8 protein-coding genes and 3 pseudogenes are annotated in these 17,446 nt (G+C 60.0%); 6 read left to right on the forward strand and 5 right to left on the reverse strand.

Annotated elements, in window-relative coordinates; translation table 11 throughout:
- Positions 1–95 precede the first annotated feature (95 nt).
- A complete protein-coding gene (gene putP / locus ACIP66_RS23475) occupies positions 96–1,580 on the reverse strand; it encodes a sodium/proline symporter PutP (RefSeq protein ID WP_212544862.1) in 1,485 nt (494 codons plus the stop codon).
- A gap of 460 nt (positions 1,581–2,040) precedes the next feature.
- Between putP and putA the strand changes: the two genes are divergently transcribed.
- Complete coding sequence (putA, locus tag ACIP66_RS23480; RefSeq protein WP_400651259.1) at positions 2,041–5,994, forward strand: trifunctional transcriptional regulator/proline dehydrogenase/L-glutamate gamma-semialdehyde dehydrogenase; 3,954 nt, start codon at positions 2,041–2,043, stop codon at positions 5,992–5,994.
- A gap of 259 nt (positions 5,995–6,253) precedes the next feature.
- Positions 6,254–8,056: an acyl-CoA dehydrogenase gene (locus ACIP66_RS23485; RefSeq protein ID WP_400651260.1), complete on the forward strand. Its 1,803-nt coding sequence runs from the start codon at positions 6,254–6,256 to the stop codon at positions 8,054–8,056.
- Between the two features lie 202 nt (positions 8,057–8,258).
- Here the strand turns inward: ACIP66_RS23485 and ACIP66_RS23490 are convergent, their stop codons facing one another.
- The 4 genes and pseudogenes from ACIP66_RS23490 to ACIP66_RS23505 all read right to left on the reverse strand — a co-directional run bounded on the left by ACIP66_RS23490 (position 8,259) and on the right by ACIP66_RS23505 (position 10,825).
- Positions 8,259–9,104: a methyl-accepting chemotaxis protein gene (locus ACIP66_RS23490; RefSeq protein WP_400651271.1), complete on the reverse strand. Its 846-nt coding sequence runs from the start codon at positions 9,102–9,104 to the stop codon at positions 8,259–8,261.
- A gap of 21 nt (positions 9,105–9,125) precedes the next feature.
- Positions 9,126–10,196: pseudogene (locus ACIP66_RS23495) on the reverse strand (cache domain-containing protein); the annotation flags it as partial.
- 99 nt (positions 10,197–10,295) lie between these two features.
- Positions 10,296–10,598 carry a cell division protein ZapA gene (locus ACIP66_RS23500; protein ID WP_053116699.1) on the reverse strand — a complete coding sequence of 101 codons (303 nt, stop codon included), beginning with the start codon at positions 10,596–10,598 and terminating at the stop codon, positions 10,296–10,298.
- The gene (locus ACIP66_RS23505) at positions 10,595–10,825 is read right to left on the reverse strand and encodes a hypothetical protein (protein ID WP_400651263.1); all 231 of its coding nucleotides are present in this window, start codon (positions 10,823–10,825) and stop codon (positions 10,595–10,597) included. Before ACIP66_RS23505 ends, ACIP66_RS23500 begins: the two co-directional genes overlap by 4 nt.
- A 341-nt stretch (positions 10,826–11,166) precedes the next feature.
- Between ACIP66_RS23505 and ACIP66_RS23510 the strand changes: the two are divergent.
- The 4 genes and pseudogenes from ACIP66_RS23510 to mscK form a co-directional block, all read left to right on the forward strand.
- Positions 11,167–11,823: pseudogene (locus tag ACIP66_RS23510) on the forward strand (MCP four helix bundle domain-containing protein); the annotation flags it as partial.
- Positions 11,824–12,126: 303 nt separating this feature from the next.
- A pseudogene (locus ACIP66_RS23515) lies at positions 12,127–12,726 on the forward strand (methyl-accepting chemotaxis protein); the annotation flags it as partial.
- 194 nt (positions 12,727–12,920) lie between these two features.
- Positions 12,921–14,663 (forward strand): potassium/proton antiporter, encoded by a 1,743-nt coding sequence (locus tag ACIP66_RS23520; protein ID WP_400651266.1) that lies wholly within the window; start codon positions 12,921–12,923, stop codon positions 14,661–14,663.
- 34 nt (positions 14,664–14,697) lie between these two features.
- Positions 14,698–17,446: mechanosensitive channel MscK (mscK, locus tag ACIP66_RS23525; RefSeq protein ID WP_400651268.1), on the forward strand; the 2,749-nt coding region annotated here is incomplete at its 3' end.

The following is a 17,446-nucleotide window of genomic DNA, read 5'->3' on the forward strand; positions in this document are numbered from 1 at the left end:
AAGGATCTGCGGTGAATAAGAAATCACAGGCACAAAAAAACGGCCCGTCTCCTGTAGGAAACGGGCCGTTTTCAGGTGAGCCGTAGCTCAGCGCATTACTTGTTCAGATTGAAATCTTTTTCCGCTGCTTCGAAGCGCTCAACCATGCCGCGAGTCGGTTCGCCCGCTTTGCTGACAAAGTAGATCGCCAGGCTGGCGAAGATGAAACCCGGGATGATTTCGTACAGACCCAGCAGTTCGAAATGCTTCCAGACCACCACGGTGACGGCTCCAACCACGATGCCGGCCAGTGCGCCGTTGCGGGTCATGTCTTTCCAGATCACCGAGATCAGCACAACCGGACCGAACGCAGCACCGAAACCGGCCCAAGCGTAGGACACCAGGCCCAGTACGCGGTTATCCGGGTTGGCCGCCAGTGCGATGGCGATCAACGCAACCAGCAAAACCATGGCGCGACCGACCCAGACCAGCTCCAGTTGCGAAGCCGATTTACGCAGGAAGGTTTTGTAGAAGTCTTCGGTCAGGGCGCTCGAGCACACCAGCAACTGGCAGCTCAGGGTGCTCATCACTGCAGCCAGAATGGCCGACAGCAGTACACCGGCAATCCATGGGTTGAAGAGGATTTTCGCCAGTTCGATGAACACACGCTCGTGGTTCTCGGTGACGGGACCGGCCAGTTCCGGGTGCGCCGAGAAGTAAGCGATACCGAAGAAGCCGACGGCCACGGTGCCGCCCAGGCACAGGATCATCCAGGTCATGGAAATGCGACGCGCCTTGGCGATCGATTTCACCGAATCCGCCGCCATGAAACGCGCGAGGATGTGCGGCTGGCCGAAGTAGCCCAGACCCCAGCCCATCAGCGAGATGATGCCGATGAAAGTGGTGCCTTTGAGCATGTCGAAGTTGCTTGGATCTTGCGCTTCGATGGCCAGGAACGTGGTGTCGACGCCGCCAGTGGCCAGCAGCACGATGATCGGCGTGAGGATCAGCGCGAAAATCATCAGGGTCGCTTGAACCGTGTCAGTCCAGCTTACCGCGAGGAAACCACCGATAAAGGTGTAGGCAATTGTCGCCGCAGCACCGGCCCACAGCGCCGTCTCGTAGGACATGCCGAAGGTGCTTTCAAACAAGCGAGCGCCGGCAACGATGCCGGAAGCGCAATAGATGGTGAAGAACACCAGAATCACGATCGCCGAGATAATGCGCAGCAGGCCGCTTTTGTCTTCGAAACGGCTGGCGAAGTAGTCCGGCAGGGTCAGGGCGTCGCCGTTGTGCTCGGTCTGCACACGCAAACGGCCGGCAACGAACAGCCAGTTCAGGTAAGCACCGACGATCAGGCCGATGGCGATCCAGCTTTCGGACAAACCGGACATGTAAATGGCGCCTGGCAGGCCCATCAACAACCAGCCACTCATGTCGGACGCACCGGCGGATAGCGCGGTGACGACGCTACCCAGGCTGCGGCCGCCCAGAATGTAGTCAGAAAGGTTGTTGGTGGAGCGATAGGCCATCAAGCCGATCAGCACCATTGCTGCGATGTAGATCACGAACGTGATCAAGGTTGGATTGCTAACGCTCATTAAGTTACGCCCTGGCTTTGTTTTTATGTAGCGGCGGTGATGAACCGCGCGCAAACGACGACGTTTGGCAGACGATTCGGGATCCCGCGCATTTAGGACTGATGTTTCCCCAGGAAAGCCATCAGCCGATACACCGGGTTATTTCCCCGGTTGCACCTTGGGCGCGAATCCTATGCAACAAAGCAAAAGTGGTGCAACCAGTTTCGCGAGAATAAGTTGCACCTAGTCGGTTTTATCGACAATCACCGCGTTTTTGCTCCCTTTTGTGGCAGTCATGGCCATTTGCTAGAAGCAAAAGCACCAAGCAGGAGCAGTACTTTCGTACCAGAAAATAATTCCTGACGAGCTGCTTATTATTCCGGCAAAAAAAGGGTTGCACCCGGTTGCACCTCTTTCGGCGCACGGCTAATCTTGCGGCCAGCTGATGCCACGCAACTGTGGCAACCATGAGGATAAAAATATGGCTACCACCACCCTTGGGGTCAAACTCGATGACCCGACCCGCGAGCGCCTGAAGGCTGCCGCGACCTCGATTGATCGCACACCGCACTGGCTGATCAAGCAGGCAATTTTCAATTACCTGGAGAAACTCGAGGGTGGTGCAACCCTGACCGAGCTGAACGGTTTGACCGCCAAGGACGCCGATGAGGCGGGCGAAGTCCACAACGATCACGCTCACCAGTGCTTCCTTGAATTCGCTGAAAGCATCCTGCCGCAGTCCGTTCTGCGCGCTTCGATCACTGCCGCTTACCGTCGCCCTGAGCCGGAAGTCGTGCCGATGCTGATCGAACAGGCTCGCCTGCCGGTCGCCACGGCTGAAGCCACCAACAAACTCGCCGCCTCCATCGCGGAAAAACTGCGTAACCAGAAAAGTGCCGGCGGTCGTGCGGGCATTGTTCAGGGTCTGCTGCTGGAATTTTCCTTGTCGTCCCAGGAAGGCGTGGCGCTGATGTGCCTGGCCGAAGCGCTGCTGCGTATCCCGGACAAGGGCACTCGTGATGCGCTGATCCGCGACAAGATCAGCACCGGCAACTGGCACCCGCATTTGGGCAACAGCCCGTCGCTGTTCGTCAACGCCGCCACCTGGGGTCTGCTGCTGACCGGCAAACTGGTCTCGACGCACAACGAAGCCGGCCTGACCTCGTCGCTGAGCCGCATCATCGGCAAAAGCGGCGAGCCGATGATCCGCAAGGGCGTCGACATGGCCATGCGCCTGATGGGCGAGCAGTTCGTCACCGGCGAAACCATCGCCGAAGCGCTGGCCAATGCGAGCAAGTTCGAAGCCAAGGGCTTCCGTTATTCCTACGACATGCTCGGTGAAGCGGCGCTGACCGAACACGACGCGCAGAAGTACTTGGCGTCGTACGAACAAGCCATTCACTCGATCGGCAAAGCGTCCCACGGTCGTGGGATTTATGAAGGCCCGGGCATTTCCATCAAGCTGTCGGCACTGCACCCGCGTTACAGCCGTGCGCAGTACGAGCGTGTGATGGACGAGTTGTACCCGCGCCTGCTGTCGCTGACCCTGCTGGCCAAGCAATACGACATCGGCCTGAACATCGACGCCGAAGAAGCCGACCGTCTCGAACTGTCGCTGGATCTGCTAGAGCGCCTGTGCTTCGAGCCGCAACTGACTGGCTGGAACGGCATTGGTTTCGTCATTCAGGCTTATCAGAAACGTTGCCCATACGTGATCGACTACGTGATCGATCTGGCCCGTCGCAGCCGTCATCGCCTGATGATCCGTCTGGTGAAAGGCGCGTACTGGGACAGCGAAATCAAACGCGCCCAGGTCGAAGGCCTGGAAGGCTATCCGGTCTACACCCGCAAGGTGTACACCGACGTTTCCTACATCGCTTGCGCACGCAAACTGCTGTCGGTGCCGGAAGTCATCTACCCGCAGTTCGCCACGCACAACGCCCATACCCTGTCGGCGATTTACCACATTGCCGGTCAGAACTATTACCCCGGCCAGTACGAATTCCAGTGCCTGCACGGCATGGGCGAACCGCTCTACGAGCAGGTTGTAGGTAAAGTTTCCGACGGCAAGCTGAACCGTCCGTGCCGCGTGTACGCACCGGTCGGTACTCACGAAACATTGCTGGCGTACCTCGTACGTCGCTTGCTGGAAAACGGCGCGAACACCTCATTCGTCAACCGCATCGCCGATCAGTCGATTTCGATTCAGGAGCTTGTGGCCGATCCAGTGGCGCAGATCGAGCAGATGGCGACCGTGGAAGGTGGTTTCGGCCTGCCGCACCCGCGCATTCCACTGCCGCGTGATCTGTACGGTGCCGAGCGCGCCAACTCCAGCGGCATCGACATGGCCAACGAACATCGTCTGGCTTCGCTGTCCTGCGCCCTGCTCGCCACTGCCCACACCGACTGGAAAGCCGCGCCGATGCTCGGTTGCGCTTCCAGCACTGAAACTCCGGCAGCCGTGTTGAACCCGGCAGATCACCGTGATGTGGTCGGTCACGTTCAGGAAGCCACTGTCGAAGACGTCGACAACGCCATTCAATGCGCGCTGAATGCCGCACCGATCTGGCAGGCCACTCCGCCGGCCGAACGTGCGGCGATTCTGGAGCGCGCCGCTGACTTGATGGAAGGCGAGATCCAGCCGCTGATGGGCCTGTTGGCTCGCGAAGCCGGCAAGACTTTCGCCAACGCCATCGCCGAAGTCCGCGAAGCCGTCGACTTCCTGCGTTATTACGCGGTGCAGGCGCGCAACGATTTCAGCAACGACGCCCACCGTCCATTGGGCCCGGTTGTGTGCATCAGCCCGTGGAACTTCCCGCTGGCGATCTTCAGCGGCCAAGTGGCTGCGGCACTGGCTGCCGGCAACCCGGTATTGGCCAAGCCTGCCGAGCAAACTCCGCTGGTTGCGGCTCAAGCCGTGCGCTTGCTGCTCGAAGCCGGCATCCCGGAAGGCGTGCTGCAACTGCTGCCGGGTCGCGGTGAAACCGTCGGCGCCGGTCTGGTTGGCGATGAGCGCGTTAAAGGCGTGATGTTCACCGGTTCCACCGAAGTCGCGCGCCTGCTGCAACGCAACATCGCTGGCCGTCTCGACAGCCAGGGCCGCCCGATTCCGCTGATCGCCGAAACCGGCGGGCAGAACGCGATGATCGTCGACTCCTCGGCACTGACCGAACAAGTCGTGATCGACGTGGTGTCGTCGGCGTTCGACAGCGCTGGCCAGCGTTGCTCGGCGCTGCGGGTACTGTGCTTGCAGGAAGATTCCGCGGATCGTGTCATCGAAATGCTCAAAGGTGCCATGGCCGAAAGCCGTCTCGGCAACCCGGAGCGCCTGTCCGTGGACATCGGCCCGGTGATCGACGCCGAAGCCAAGGCTGGCATCGACAAGCACATCCAGGGCATGCGCGACAAAGGTCGCAATGTTTACCAGGTGGCGATCGCCGACACCGAAGAGGTCAAACGCGGCACCTTCGTCATGCCGACCCTGATCGAACTGGAAAGCCTCGACGAGCTGCAACGCGAGATCTTCGGCCCGGTGCTGCACGTGGTGCGCTACAAGCGTAAAGAGATCGATCAACTGATCAGCCAGATCAACGCTTCCGGTTATGGCCTGACGCTGGGCGTGCACACGCGGATCGACGAGACTATCGCCAAGGTGATCGACAACGTCAACGCCGGTAACGTCTACGTTAACCGCAACATCGTCGGTGCCGTGGTCGGCGTGCAGCCATTCGGCGGCGAAGGCCTGTCGGGTACTGGCCCGAAAGCCGGCGGCCCGCTGTACCTGTACCGTTTGCTGGCGACACGTCCTACGGATGCCATCGAACAATCCTTCGCTCGTGGTGATGCTGTTGTCGCCCCGGACGTTCGTTTGCGCGACGCCATGAGCAAACCGCTGAACGCCCTGAAAGCCTGGGCTGAAAGCAACAAGTACGCCGACCTGAGCACCCTGTGCGTGCAGTACGCGGCGCAATCGCAGAGCGGCATCACTCGCGTGCTGGCCGGCCCGACTGGTGAGAAAAACAGCTACGCAATCCTGCCGCGCGAGCACGTACTGTGCCTGGCCGAGGTTGAAGGTGATCTGCTGACGCAACTGGCGGCGGTGCTGGCGGTAGGCGGTTCGGCGGTATGGCCGGAGTCCGACATCAGCAAGGCATTGTTCGCACGTCTGCCGAAGGAAATTCAGGCGCGGATCAAGCTGGTTGCCGACTGGAATAAAGACGAAGTGGTGTTCGATGCGGTTCTGCATCACGGCCATTCCGACCAGTTGCGCGGCGTTTGCCAGCAGATTGCCAAGCGTGCCGGCGCGATCGTTGGGGTTCAGGGCTTGTCCCAGGGCGAGACCAACATTGCCCTGGAGCGTCTGGTGATCGAGCGCGCGTTGAGCGTTAACACTGCGGCGGCGGGTGGTAATGCCAGCTTGATGACTATCGGCTAACACCGAAAAACCGGGCACCTGCATTGGTGCCCGGCATAGCAACAATCCCTGTGGGAGCGAGCTTGCTCGCGAAAGCGGTTTGCCAGTCAACTCATCTGTTGAATGTGCCGGCCTCTTCGCGAGCAAGCTCGCTCCCACAGTGTTATGGGGTGTTTGTTAAGTTGGTGCTCGGCTCTAACATCACCGCGATCAATCATCCTATTCAGCCACTATTCCCGCGTCTTAGACTCGGCCCAACCCCAATTTCAGGTAGGCCGCCATGTCCGAGACGCTGCTCAGTTCCCGCAATCTGGCTTTCGAGCTGTATGAAGTCCTCGATGCCGAGGGCCTGACCCGGCGTGAGCGCTTTGCCGAACACAACCGCGAGACCTTCGACGCTGCCATCGGCACCGCGCGCAATATCGCCGAGAAGTACTTCGCCCCGCACAACCGCAAGGGCGACGAAAACGAGCCGCGCTATGAAGACGGTCAGGCGATTCTGATTCCCGAAGTGAAACCGGCGGTGGATGCCTTCCTCGAAGCCGGATTCCTCAACGCCGCGAGAAGTTTCGACGCCGGCGGCATGCAACTTCCTACATTGCTGTCGCAAGCCTGCTTCGCGCATTTCCAGTCGGCCAACGCTGCTTCGACGTCCTACCCGTTCCTGACCATGGGCGCGGCGAACCTGATCGAAAGCTTCGGCACCGAAGAGCAAAAAAAGCGCTTCCTGCAACCGATGATCGACGGCCGCTTCTTCGGCACTATGGCTTTGACTGAACCGCATGCCGGTTCGTCGCTGTCGGATATTCGTACACGCGCCGAGCCGGCGTCTGACGGCACCTATCGCCTCAAGGGCAACAAGATTTTCATTTCCGGCGGCGATCACCCGCTCTCGGAAAACATCGTGCACATGGTGCTGGCCAAACTGCCGGACGCGCCGCCGGGGGTGAAGGGCATTTCGCTGTTTATCGTGCCGAAGTTTCTGGTCAACGATGACGGCAGCCTCGGCCCGCGCAACGACGTGCTGCTGGCCGGGTTGTTCCACAAGATGGGCTGGCGCGGCACCACCTCCACCGCACTGAACTTCGGCGATAACGACGACTGTGTCGGCTATCTGGTCGGCGAGCCGCATCGCGGTTTGAGCTACATGTTCCAGATGATGAACGAGGCGCGGATCGGCGTCGGCATGGGCGCGGTGATGCTCGGCTACGCCGGTTATCTGTACTCGCTGGAGTACGCCCGCGAACGTCCGCAAGGTCGAGTGCCGGACAGCAAGGATCCGACTACCGCGCCGGTGGCGATCATTCAGCACGCCGACGTAAGACGCATGCTGCTGACGCAAAAATCCTACGTCGAAGGGGCATTTGACCTCGGCTTGTACGCCGCTCGCCTGTTCGATGACACCACGACGCTTGAAAGCGAAACCGAGCGTAAACAAGCGCAGGAATTGCTGGATTTGCTAACGCCAATCGTCAAATCCTGGCCATCGGAGTTCTGCCTGAAAGCCAACGAACTGGCGATCCAAATTCTTGGCGGTCACGGTTATACCCGTGAGTATCCGGTCGAGCAGTACTACCGCGACAACCGTCTGAACCCGATCCATGAAGGCACCCACGGCATTCAGTCGCTGGACTTGCTTGGACGTAAATTGGCGCAGAACGGTGGCGCGGGGCTGAAGCAGCTGATTCGCCTGATTGCCAATACGGCCGAACGCTCGACTGCGCACGATTCGCTGACCGCACTGCGTGAGCCACTGGAAAAACTGGTGGCACGCCTGCAAACCGTGACCATTGGTTTGCTGACGGATCTGGCGCAGGGCAAGGTCAACAGCAGCCTGGCGAACTCGGCGTTGTACCTGAAAGTGTTCGGGCACGCGGTGATTGGCTGGCGCTGGCTGGAACAGGCGATTCGTGCGGAGGAAGGCTTGGCCAAGGGCAATGCGGCCGATGCTGACTTCTATAAAGGCAAGTTGCAGGCGGCGCGGTATTTTCTAACGTGGGAAGTGCCGGGTTGCCACCATGAATTGGCGTTGCTGGAGGCGCGGGATGATACGTGCCTGGCGATGCAGGATGCGTGGTTCTGAAAAGCTACCCTCACCCCAGCCCTCTCCCGGAGGGAGAGGGGGCCGACCGGGGGATGCTTCAATACTCCATCGACCTGAAAGAGGCTCACCGAACCCATAATCGACTGGCGTTTTCAGGTCGATGTATAGCAAAAGACACCTCGGTCAGTCCCCTCTCCCTCCGGGAGAGGGCTAGGGTGAGGGGCTTGTCAGCCATAAACACTCAACTCAACCTGAACCCACCCATCTGCCGCGCCAAATCATCCGCCAGTTTCTGCAACATCTGACAATCCTCACGACAAGCGCGCACCTCCCCCGCCGTCGCCCGCGCCAGATCGGAAATCCCCTGTACGTTGCGGTTGATCTCTTCCGTTACCGCCGACTGCTCCTCGGTCGCCGTCGCCACCTGATGGTTCATGTCGCTGATGCGCTCGACCTGCCCGGTAATCGCGGTCAAAGACGCGCCCGTACGCTGACTCGACTCAACCCCGGTACCCGTCGCCGCTTGCCCGGTACGCATTGACGACACAGCGTTCTCCGCACCCTGCTTGAGGCTGCCGATCATTTGCTGAATCTCATCAGTGGAGGCCTGAGTCCGCCGCGCCAACGTGCGCACTTCATCAGCAACAACGGCAAACCCACGCCCCATATCCCCGGCACGCGCCGCTTCAATCGCCGCGTTCAGCGCCAGCAAATTCGTCTGCTCAGACACCCCGCGAATCACCGCCAACACCGAGTCAATCGATGCCACTTGATGCGCCAGTTTACCCACTGCGCCCGCCGCCAGGCCAATTTCGTCCGACATGCTTTCGATATGCCGGATCGACCCGCCAACATCTTCCCGCGCCTGCATCGCCTCATCCCGCGCGGTTTGCGAAGCGAGTGCCGCGTTGCCGGCGTTTTGCGCAATCTCCTGAACCGTCAGGCCCATTTCGTGAACCGCGGTGGCAACCATGTCAGTCATTTCCTGCTGCCGGCCGGAGCGCTCGGCAGTGTTTTCGACCACCTTCGCCACTTGCCCCACTGCCGTACGCAGACGCTCGCTGGTGGTCAGCACTTCCGCGATCATGCCGCGCTGACTGTCGAGGAAGCGGTTGAAGCCGCGCGCCAGATCACCCAGCTCATCGGCGCGACTGGAATCTAACCGATGGGTCAAATCTCCCCCGCCGCTACCGATTGCTACCAACGCCGCTGTTACCTGACGAATCGGTCGCACCAGCCCGCGCGCCAGCCACACCACCAAGGCCAGGCACACCAGCGCTACAGCCAGACCGATGCCGCCACTCATCCACATCGCTTTGCGCGCTTCGGCGTAGATTTGCGATTGCGGCACTTCGGCCACCAGCGTCCAGCCCAAATCACGCAACGGCAGGCTGAAGGCCAGATAGTCTTCGCCATCGCGCTGGAAGCGACTGTTCGTGGCAATTTTTTGACCCATGACCGCTTGCGCCGCCGCAGCACCAATCTGCTCCGTAAGCGTGCGTTTGCCACTGAACTGCGCTTCAGGATGCACCTGAATCAAACCGTCGGAACGCACGAGATAGACCTTGCCGCGCTCGCCGAAGCTGAAGTTGTGAATCAGCTCCGACAGCTCTTTCATGCTCAGTCCGAGACCGGCCACACCGACCACTTTGCCTGCCTGCTCCACCTTCAAATCGATAAACAGCGCCAATTCTCCGGTGGCGCCATCGTTGTCGATATTCAGCGTGCGCGACTGGTTGCTGTCGAGGAAGGAATAGAACCAGGCATCGGCCGGCTTGGTTCGACTGAGGGTGCGATCCAGGCCTTTTTCGGTGATGTAATGATTGGATTCGGTGCCGATGATCAAAGCCGTAAAAGCCTTGTGTTCGGCGCGGATGCCTTCCAGATACTGCGCGAAGCCCGCCGTTTTGCTGCTGTCTTCGCCAGACGCCAACCAGTCACGCACCATGGTGTTGCTGGCGATGTCTTTGGCGGCAGTTAGGGGCTGGACGAGGATGCGTTCGATGTCGTTGCGCGTCGCTTCGATGCTCGACGGCAAGGCTTGTTCGACCAGATAGCTCTGGGCGAGACGGTTGACCACCAGGGTATAAATGCCAACCACGATCAGGATACTGACCAGCAGAGCGGTGCCCATGCTGAGGATCAGTTGCCATTGGATACTGCGTCGCCACAACTGCATGGAGCACCCCCAAAGAATAAGTGGCGGAAGCAATGCAACAGCCGTGCCGATTGTATACAACCCGATCGACAATCTATTCTTTGGTTGTGCGCAACGCCGTCAACCCTGATTGATGGTCTTGGCGATGGTGTCGACCGTGGCGCTGACTTGCTCTTGGTAACGGTCGAGTTCTTCCTGATGCTGCTTCTTCATGTCGATCTGCTGCGAGCACAGATTCATCGCGGCCAGCACCAGCAAGCGGTCACCGATCAGCGTCGGGTATTTGCGTTTGGTGTCGGCCAAAGCGGCTTTTAGCATCAATGCTGCGTCCAGCAGGGTCTGTTCTTCCCCGGCCGGTGCCTTGATCGAATAGTCCTCCCCGAGAATGGAGATGACTTTTACCCCTGCTGTGCCGTGGTTCATGCGCTGACGGGACCGGCGTTGACGCGATCAACCAGCGCCTGAATGCGGGCGGCGGTGGTGCCGTGCTTTTCTTCCTGTTCCATCAGGCTCAGTTGCAGGCTTTCGTTTTCATCCTTGGCCTGAGCCAGTTCGGTGGACAGGTTCTGATTGGTTTGCGCGAGGGTGTGGTTCTGCTGCACCAGGTCGCTGACGAGCTGTTCCAATTGGCTGAGGGATGCTTCCAACATTTTGATCTTCCAGGCATTTTCAAAGGGCGCGTACGATAAAGAAAAGTCACCACGGATGCCAGGGTTAAACCGGCGCAAGGCCTTGATTTTCCTGGCGGGCGAGCGTTCCCGCGAGCTTTAAAGACTGTGATTTGCCGATCTTGTTCCTGCACTTCGTCGCCGAGCGCCCTCTGCGACAAATACGCGCAGCCCCTCAAGACTTTAGTCGTATGACCGATAAGTCATCCATTCAGCAGTTTTAGCCCGCATGGATGCGGCCCTTCTCGGTACCCTCCATGTCCCTTCGCAATATGAACATCGCCCCACGGGCGTTCACCGGTTTCGCCCTGATTGGCGCATTGATGTTGATCCTCGGCGTGTTTGCGCTCAATCAGATGAGCAAAATTCGCGGCGCCACCGAAGACATCACCAACAGCAGCGTGCCGAGCATCAAGAGCCTCGACGAATTCACCCAGCTGACCCTGCGCCTGCGGGTTTTGTCGTACCGTTTGTTGGTCAACCGCGAGCCGGACGTGCAGCAGAAAACCATGGACTTGCTGGACATGCGCAACCAGCAGATCCGGAAGGCCCAGAGCGATTACGAGCCGTTTATCAGCAGCCCCGACGAACGTGCGGCGTACGATCAATATGTGCAGTTGCTGAGCCAGTACCGCCAGATCGAAGACCGGATGAGAACCCTGTCGCGCAACAATCAGGTGGATGAACTGCGCAACCTGCTCAACACCGACTTGCTGACCAACTCCGAAGCGGTCAACACCGTGCTCAACCGTTTGCTGGAGATCAATACCCGGCAAACCGTCGATACCAATCAGCAAGCGGCGGATCAATATTCTTCGGCGTTCGACCTGGTGGTCACCCTGCTGGTGATTGCCACTGCACTGACGTTGTTGTTCGCCTGGTTGCTGACCGCCAGCATTACTAAGCCAATCGCCAAGGCACTGGAAGCCGCAGAAACCATCGCTGAAGGCAACCTGACGCAGCCGATTCAGGCCGATGGCAGCGACGAAGCCGGGCGCTTGCTGGCAGCGATGGCGAAGATGCAATCGAAGCTGCGCGACACTTTGCAGCGGATTTCCGGGTCGGCCACGCAACTGGCGTCGGCAGCGGAAGAACTCAACAGCGTCACCGACGAAAGCGCGCGCGGCCTGGTGCAGCAGAACAACGAAATCGAACAAGCGGCCACCGCGGTCAACGAAATGACCAGCGCCGTTGAAGAAGTTGCGCGCAACGCGGTGAGCACCTCGGAAGCCTCGAAGAACGCCACGACTTCGGCCGGCGATGGTCGTGATCTGGTGCAGGAAACCGTCAGCGCCATCGAACGCATGAGCGCCGATGTACAGAGCACAGCATCGTTGATCGGTGATCTGGCCAATGAATCCCGAGACATCGGCAAGGTGCTGGATGTGATTCGTGGTCTGGCGGATCAGACCAACCTGCTGGCGCTGAACGCGGCGATTGAAGCGGCGCGCGCCGGTGAAGCCGGTCGTGGTTTTGCGGTGGTGGCGGATGAAGTGCGCGCCTTGGCGCACCGCACACAGCAGTCGACGAGCGAAATCGAGCGGATGATCGGCAGCATTCAGAGCGGCACCGAACACGCGGTGGATTCGATGCGCAACAGCACCGAGCGCGCGGAGTCGACGTTGAACATTGCTCGCGGCGCGGGGATGTCGCTGGATACGATCAACACTGCCATTGTTGAAATTAACGAACGCAACCTGGTGATCGCCAGCGCGGCGGAAGAGCAGGCGCAGGTGGCGCGCGAGGTCGATCGTAACCTGGTGAATATTCGGGATTTGTCGGTGCAATCAGCGACCGGGGCCAATCAGACAAGCGCGGCGAGTAATGAGCTGTCGCGGCTGGCGCTGGATCTGAACAACATGGTTGGGCGGTTTAGCCTCTGAAAAAGCAAAAGATCGCAGCCTGCGGCAGCTCCTACACGGTATTGATGTGCACCCTGTAGGAGCTGCCGCAGGCTGCGATCCTTTGATCTTGAAAAAAGCTTTTTGACAGCATCACATTTCAACAGGTTAGAATCGCTGGCACGCAGACTGCATGGTCAGTTTGTGCCCGTCTTTACGCTTCTGGAGTACTGCCTTTGAATGCGACGACCATCAACAGCCTGTTCTTGATCGGCGCGTTGCTGGTAGGTGCAAGCATTCTCGTCAGCTCACTTTCCTCCCGTCTCGGCATCCCGATTCTGGTCATTATCCTCGCAGTCGGCATGGCCGCCGGGGTTGATGGCGGCGGGATTATTTTCGATAACTACCCGACAGCCTATCTGGTCGGCAACCTCGCACTCGCGGTGATCCTCCTCGACGGCGGCTTGCGCACACGGGTCTCGAGTTTCCGCGTGGCGTTATGGCCGGCGTTATCGCTGGCGACGGTCGGGGTGTTGATCACCACCGGGCTGACCGGCATGGCCGCCGCATGGCTGTTCGACCTGAACCTGATCCAAGGCCTGCTCATCGGCGCCATCGTCGGCTCGACGGACGCCGCAGCGGTGTTCTCCTTGCTCGGCGGCAAAGGACTGAACGAACGGGTTACGGCCAGCCTGGAAATCGAATCCGGCAGCAACGACCCGATGGCGGTGTTTCTCACCGTGACCCTGATCGACATGCTCGCCAGCGGCCAGACCGGCCTGCACTGGAGCCTGCTGACCCACCTGGTCCGCGAGTTCGGCATCGGTGGCGTGATCGGTCTCGGTGGTGGCTGGCTGATGCTGCAACTGGTCAACCGCATCAACCTGGCTGCCGGTCTCTATCCGATTTTGGTGATCGCCGGTGGCCTGGTGGTGTTCGCCCTGACCAACGCCTTGCACGGCAGCGGTTTCCTCGCGGTGTATCTGTGCGGTCTGGTGATCGGCAACCGCCCGGTGCGCAGCCGTCACGGCATTCTGCACATGCTCGACGGCATGGCGTGGCTGGCGCAGATCGGCATGTTCCTTGTGCTGGGGCTGCTGGTGACGCCGCATGATTTGCTGCCGATCGCCCTGCCCGCCCTCGGTCTGGCTCTATGGATGATTCTGTTCGCGCGACCGCTGTCGGTGATGGTCGGTCTGCTGCCGTTCAAAGCCTTCCATGGCCGTGAAAAAGCCTTTATTTCCTGGGTTGGCCTGCGCGGCGCGGTACCGATCATTCTCGCGGTGTTCCCGCTGATGGCCGGGCTGCCGAATGCGCAGCTGTACTTCAACCTCGCCTTCTTTATCGTGCTGGTGTCGCTGTTGGTGCAGGGTACGAGCCTGCCGTGGGTCGCCAAACTGTTGAAGGTGACGGTGCCGCCGGAGCCTGCGCCGATTTCCCGGGCGGCGCTGGAAGTCCATGTCACCAGCGAGTGGGAGCTGTTCGTTTATAAGCTCGGCGCGGAGAAATGGTGCATCGGTTCACCCCTGCGTGAGCTGAAAATGCCCGAAGGCACCCGCATCGCTGCCCTGTTTCGTGGCCAGCAACTGCTCCATCCGTCGGGTAGTACGGTGCTGGAAGTCGATGATTTGCTGTGTGTTATCGGCCATGAACACAACTTGCCGGCCCTCGGAAAACTGTTCAGCCAGGCGCCACAACGTGGCCTCGATCTGCGTTTCTTCGGTGACTTCGTGCTCGAAGGAGACGCCCAGCTTAAAGCGGTTGCAGCGCTGTATGGCCTGCCGGCCGAGGGCATCGATCCGGACATGACCCTGGGCGCCTTCATCGCGCAGAAAGTCGGCGGCGCACCGATCGTTGGCGACCAGGTCGAGTGGAACAACACCCACTGGACGGTTGCGGTCATGGACGGGAACAAGATCGGCAAAGTGGGCGTCAGATTCCCCGAAGGAAGTCGCCCGGGCCCCGGACTCTTCCTCTAAACTGCGTCCACTATCACTTGCTTGACCGGTCTCTATGCCTACCCTGCGCTCCTTTTTCGCCGCGGCCCTGCTGGGCCTGAGTCTTACTGTCGGCCCGCTGTATGCCGCCGAACCACCGTCCAGCGATGCCGTCCAGGCCAGCCTGGATAAACTTGCCGACAGCAAACTGCCGGATGCCGACAAAAAGACCCTGCAAACCGTCCTGCAGAACACGCTCAATCAGCTGAACAATCAGCGTGATTACGAGCAGAAACTGATCGACCTCAAGCAGCAACTGGCGACCGCACCCAAGCAGACCATCGAAAACGCTCGCGAACTGACGCGCCTCAAAGCCACGACCGTGGTGCCGGTGGCGCAGCGCTTCCCCCGCGAATCGATCACGCAACTGGAGCAGATCCTCACCGACCGCTCCACCCAGCAAAGTGATCTGCAAAAAGCCTTGGCCGACGCCAACAGCCTGATCATCACCGCGCAGACGCGCCCGGAGCGCGCTCAGGCGGAAATCTCCGCCAGCCAGACGCGCATTCAGCAGATCAACAACATCCTCAAGTCCGGCAAGGACGCGGGCAAATCCGTCAGCGCCGAGCAGCGTGATCAACTCAACGCTGAACTGGCGGCGCTGAACGCGCTGATCCCGTTGCGCCGTCAGGAGCTGGCCGGCAACAGCCAGTTGCAGGATCTCGGCAACGCTCAACATGACTTGCTCTCGGAAAAATCCGAGCGCCTCGACCGCGAAATTCAGGAGCTGCAAACCCTGATCAACCAGAAGCGTCTGGCGCAGTCGCAGGAAACCGTCACCCAGCAGTCGATCGAAGCGCAGAAGGCCGGCGGCAGCAGCCTGCTCGCCAGCGAAAGCACGGCCAACCTCAAGCTCTCCGACTACCTGCTGAAAAGCACCGACCGCCTCAACGAAGTCACCCAGCAGAACCTGCAGACCAAACAACAACTCGACAGCCTGACCCAAAGCGATTCCGCCCTCGACGAGCAGATCAACGTGCTCAAGGGCAGCCTGCTGCTGTCGAAGATTCTCTATAAACAGAAGCAAGCCCTGCCGCGCCTGAAGGTCGACCGCGACCTGGCCGATCAGATCGCTGACATTCGTCTGTATCAGTTTGAAGTCAGCCAGCAGCGCGAACTGCTCAGCAGTCCGACCACCTACGTCGACAATCTGCTCGCCACCCAGCCGCCGGAACAAGTCACCCCGCAACTGCGCAAAAGCCTGCTGGATCTGGCCAACACCCGCGCCGACCTGCTGGAGCGGCTGAACCGCGAACTGAGCGCGGTGCTCAACGAATCGATCACCCTGCAACTCAATCAGAAACAACTGCTGAGCACCGCGCAAAGCCTGCGCGCGACCCTTGATGAGCAGATGTTCTGGATTCCGAGCAACAAGCCGCTGGATCTGGAGTGGATGCGCAGCGTGCCGGAGCGCCTCAAGCGTCAGGTCGACACGCTGCCGTGGGCTTCAAGCCTCAGCGAATTGACTGATGGTCTGACCCAGCGACCACTGCTGTTCCTGCCACTGGCATTGTTGATCGGTGCCTTGTTGTGGCGCCGCAAAAGTCTCTACGGGCGCCTGAACAAGGTTCACCAGGACATCGGTCACTTCAAGCGCGACAGTCAATGGCACACGCCGCAAGCGATCCTGATCAACATTCTGTTGGCGATGCCGGTCGCACTGGCGCTGGCCCTGTGCGGTCTGGCCTTGCAGATCGACGCACGCGGACAGAACGCCAACATGGGCGCGGCGCTGCTGCAAATGGCGCAGGCGTGGCTGGTGTTTTACACCGCATACCGGATTCTCGCGCCAGCCGGCGTGGCCGAGTTGCATTTCCGTTGGGAGAAACCGCAGGTTGAATTCCTGCGTGGCTGGATCCGCCGGCTCGGTCTGGTGGTCATGGCGCTGGTGACGATTGTCGCTGTTGCCGAACTGCAACCGGCGGCACTCGCCGACGACGTGCTCGGCATGCCGGTGGTACTGACCTGCTACGCCTTGATGGCGTGGTTGCTCAGCCGCCTGCTGATCAGCAGCCCGGCCCACGAAAACACTTCGCTGTTCCGCAAAGCCGTCGGCGTGATGTTCACCGTGCTGCCGATCGCCCTGTTCGTCGCGGTGTGCTTCGGCTACTACTACACCGCGCTAAAACTCAGCGACCGCTTGATCAACACCCTGTACCTGCTGATGTTCTGGCTGGTGATCGAAGCCACTTTCGTTCGCGGCCTGAGCGTTGCTGCACGGCGTCTGGCCTACCAGCGCGCACTGGCCAAACGGCAGGCGGCGAAAGAGGCTGGCGACGGCGAAGCGGTGATCGAAGAGCCAACCCTGGACATCGAAAAGGTCAACGAACAATCCCTGCGGCTGATCCGTCTGGCCCTGCTCGGCGGCTTTATTGCGGCGCTGTACTGGGTCTGGTCGGATCTGATTTCGGTGTTCTCGTACCTCGACAACATCACCCTCTACGAATACACCAGCGGCACCGGTGCCAACATGAGCATGGTGCCGATCAGCATCGGCGACATGCTCGGCGCGTTGATCATCATCGGCATTACCTTCGCCCTCGCGCGCAACTTGCCGGGCTTGCTCGAAGTGTTCGTGCTGTCGAAATTGAATCTGGCGCAGGGCAGTGCCTACGCGACCACGACACTGCTCTCGTACGTGATCGCCGGTGTCGGTTTCGTCTCGACGCTGTCGACCCTCGGCGTCAGTTGGGACAAGTTGCAATGGCTGGTGGCGGCGCTGTCGGTCGGCCTCGGTTTCGGTATGCAGGAGATCTTCGCGAACT

It is taken from the genome of Pseudomonas sp. NPDC088429 (assembly GCF_044753305.1).
Taxonomy (GTDB): Bacteria; Pseudomonadota; Gammaproteobacteria; order Pseudomonadales; family Pseudomonadaceae; genus Aquipseudomonas; species Aquipseudomonas rustica.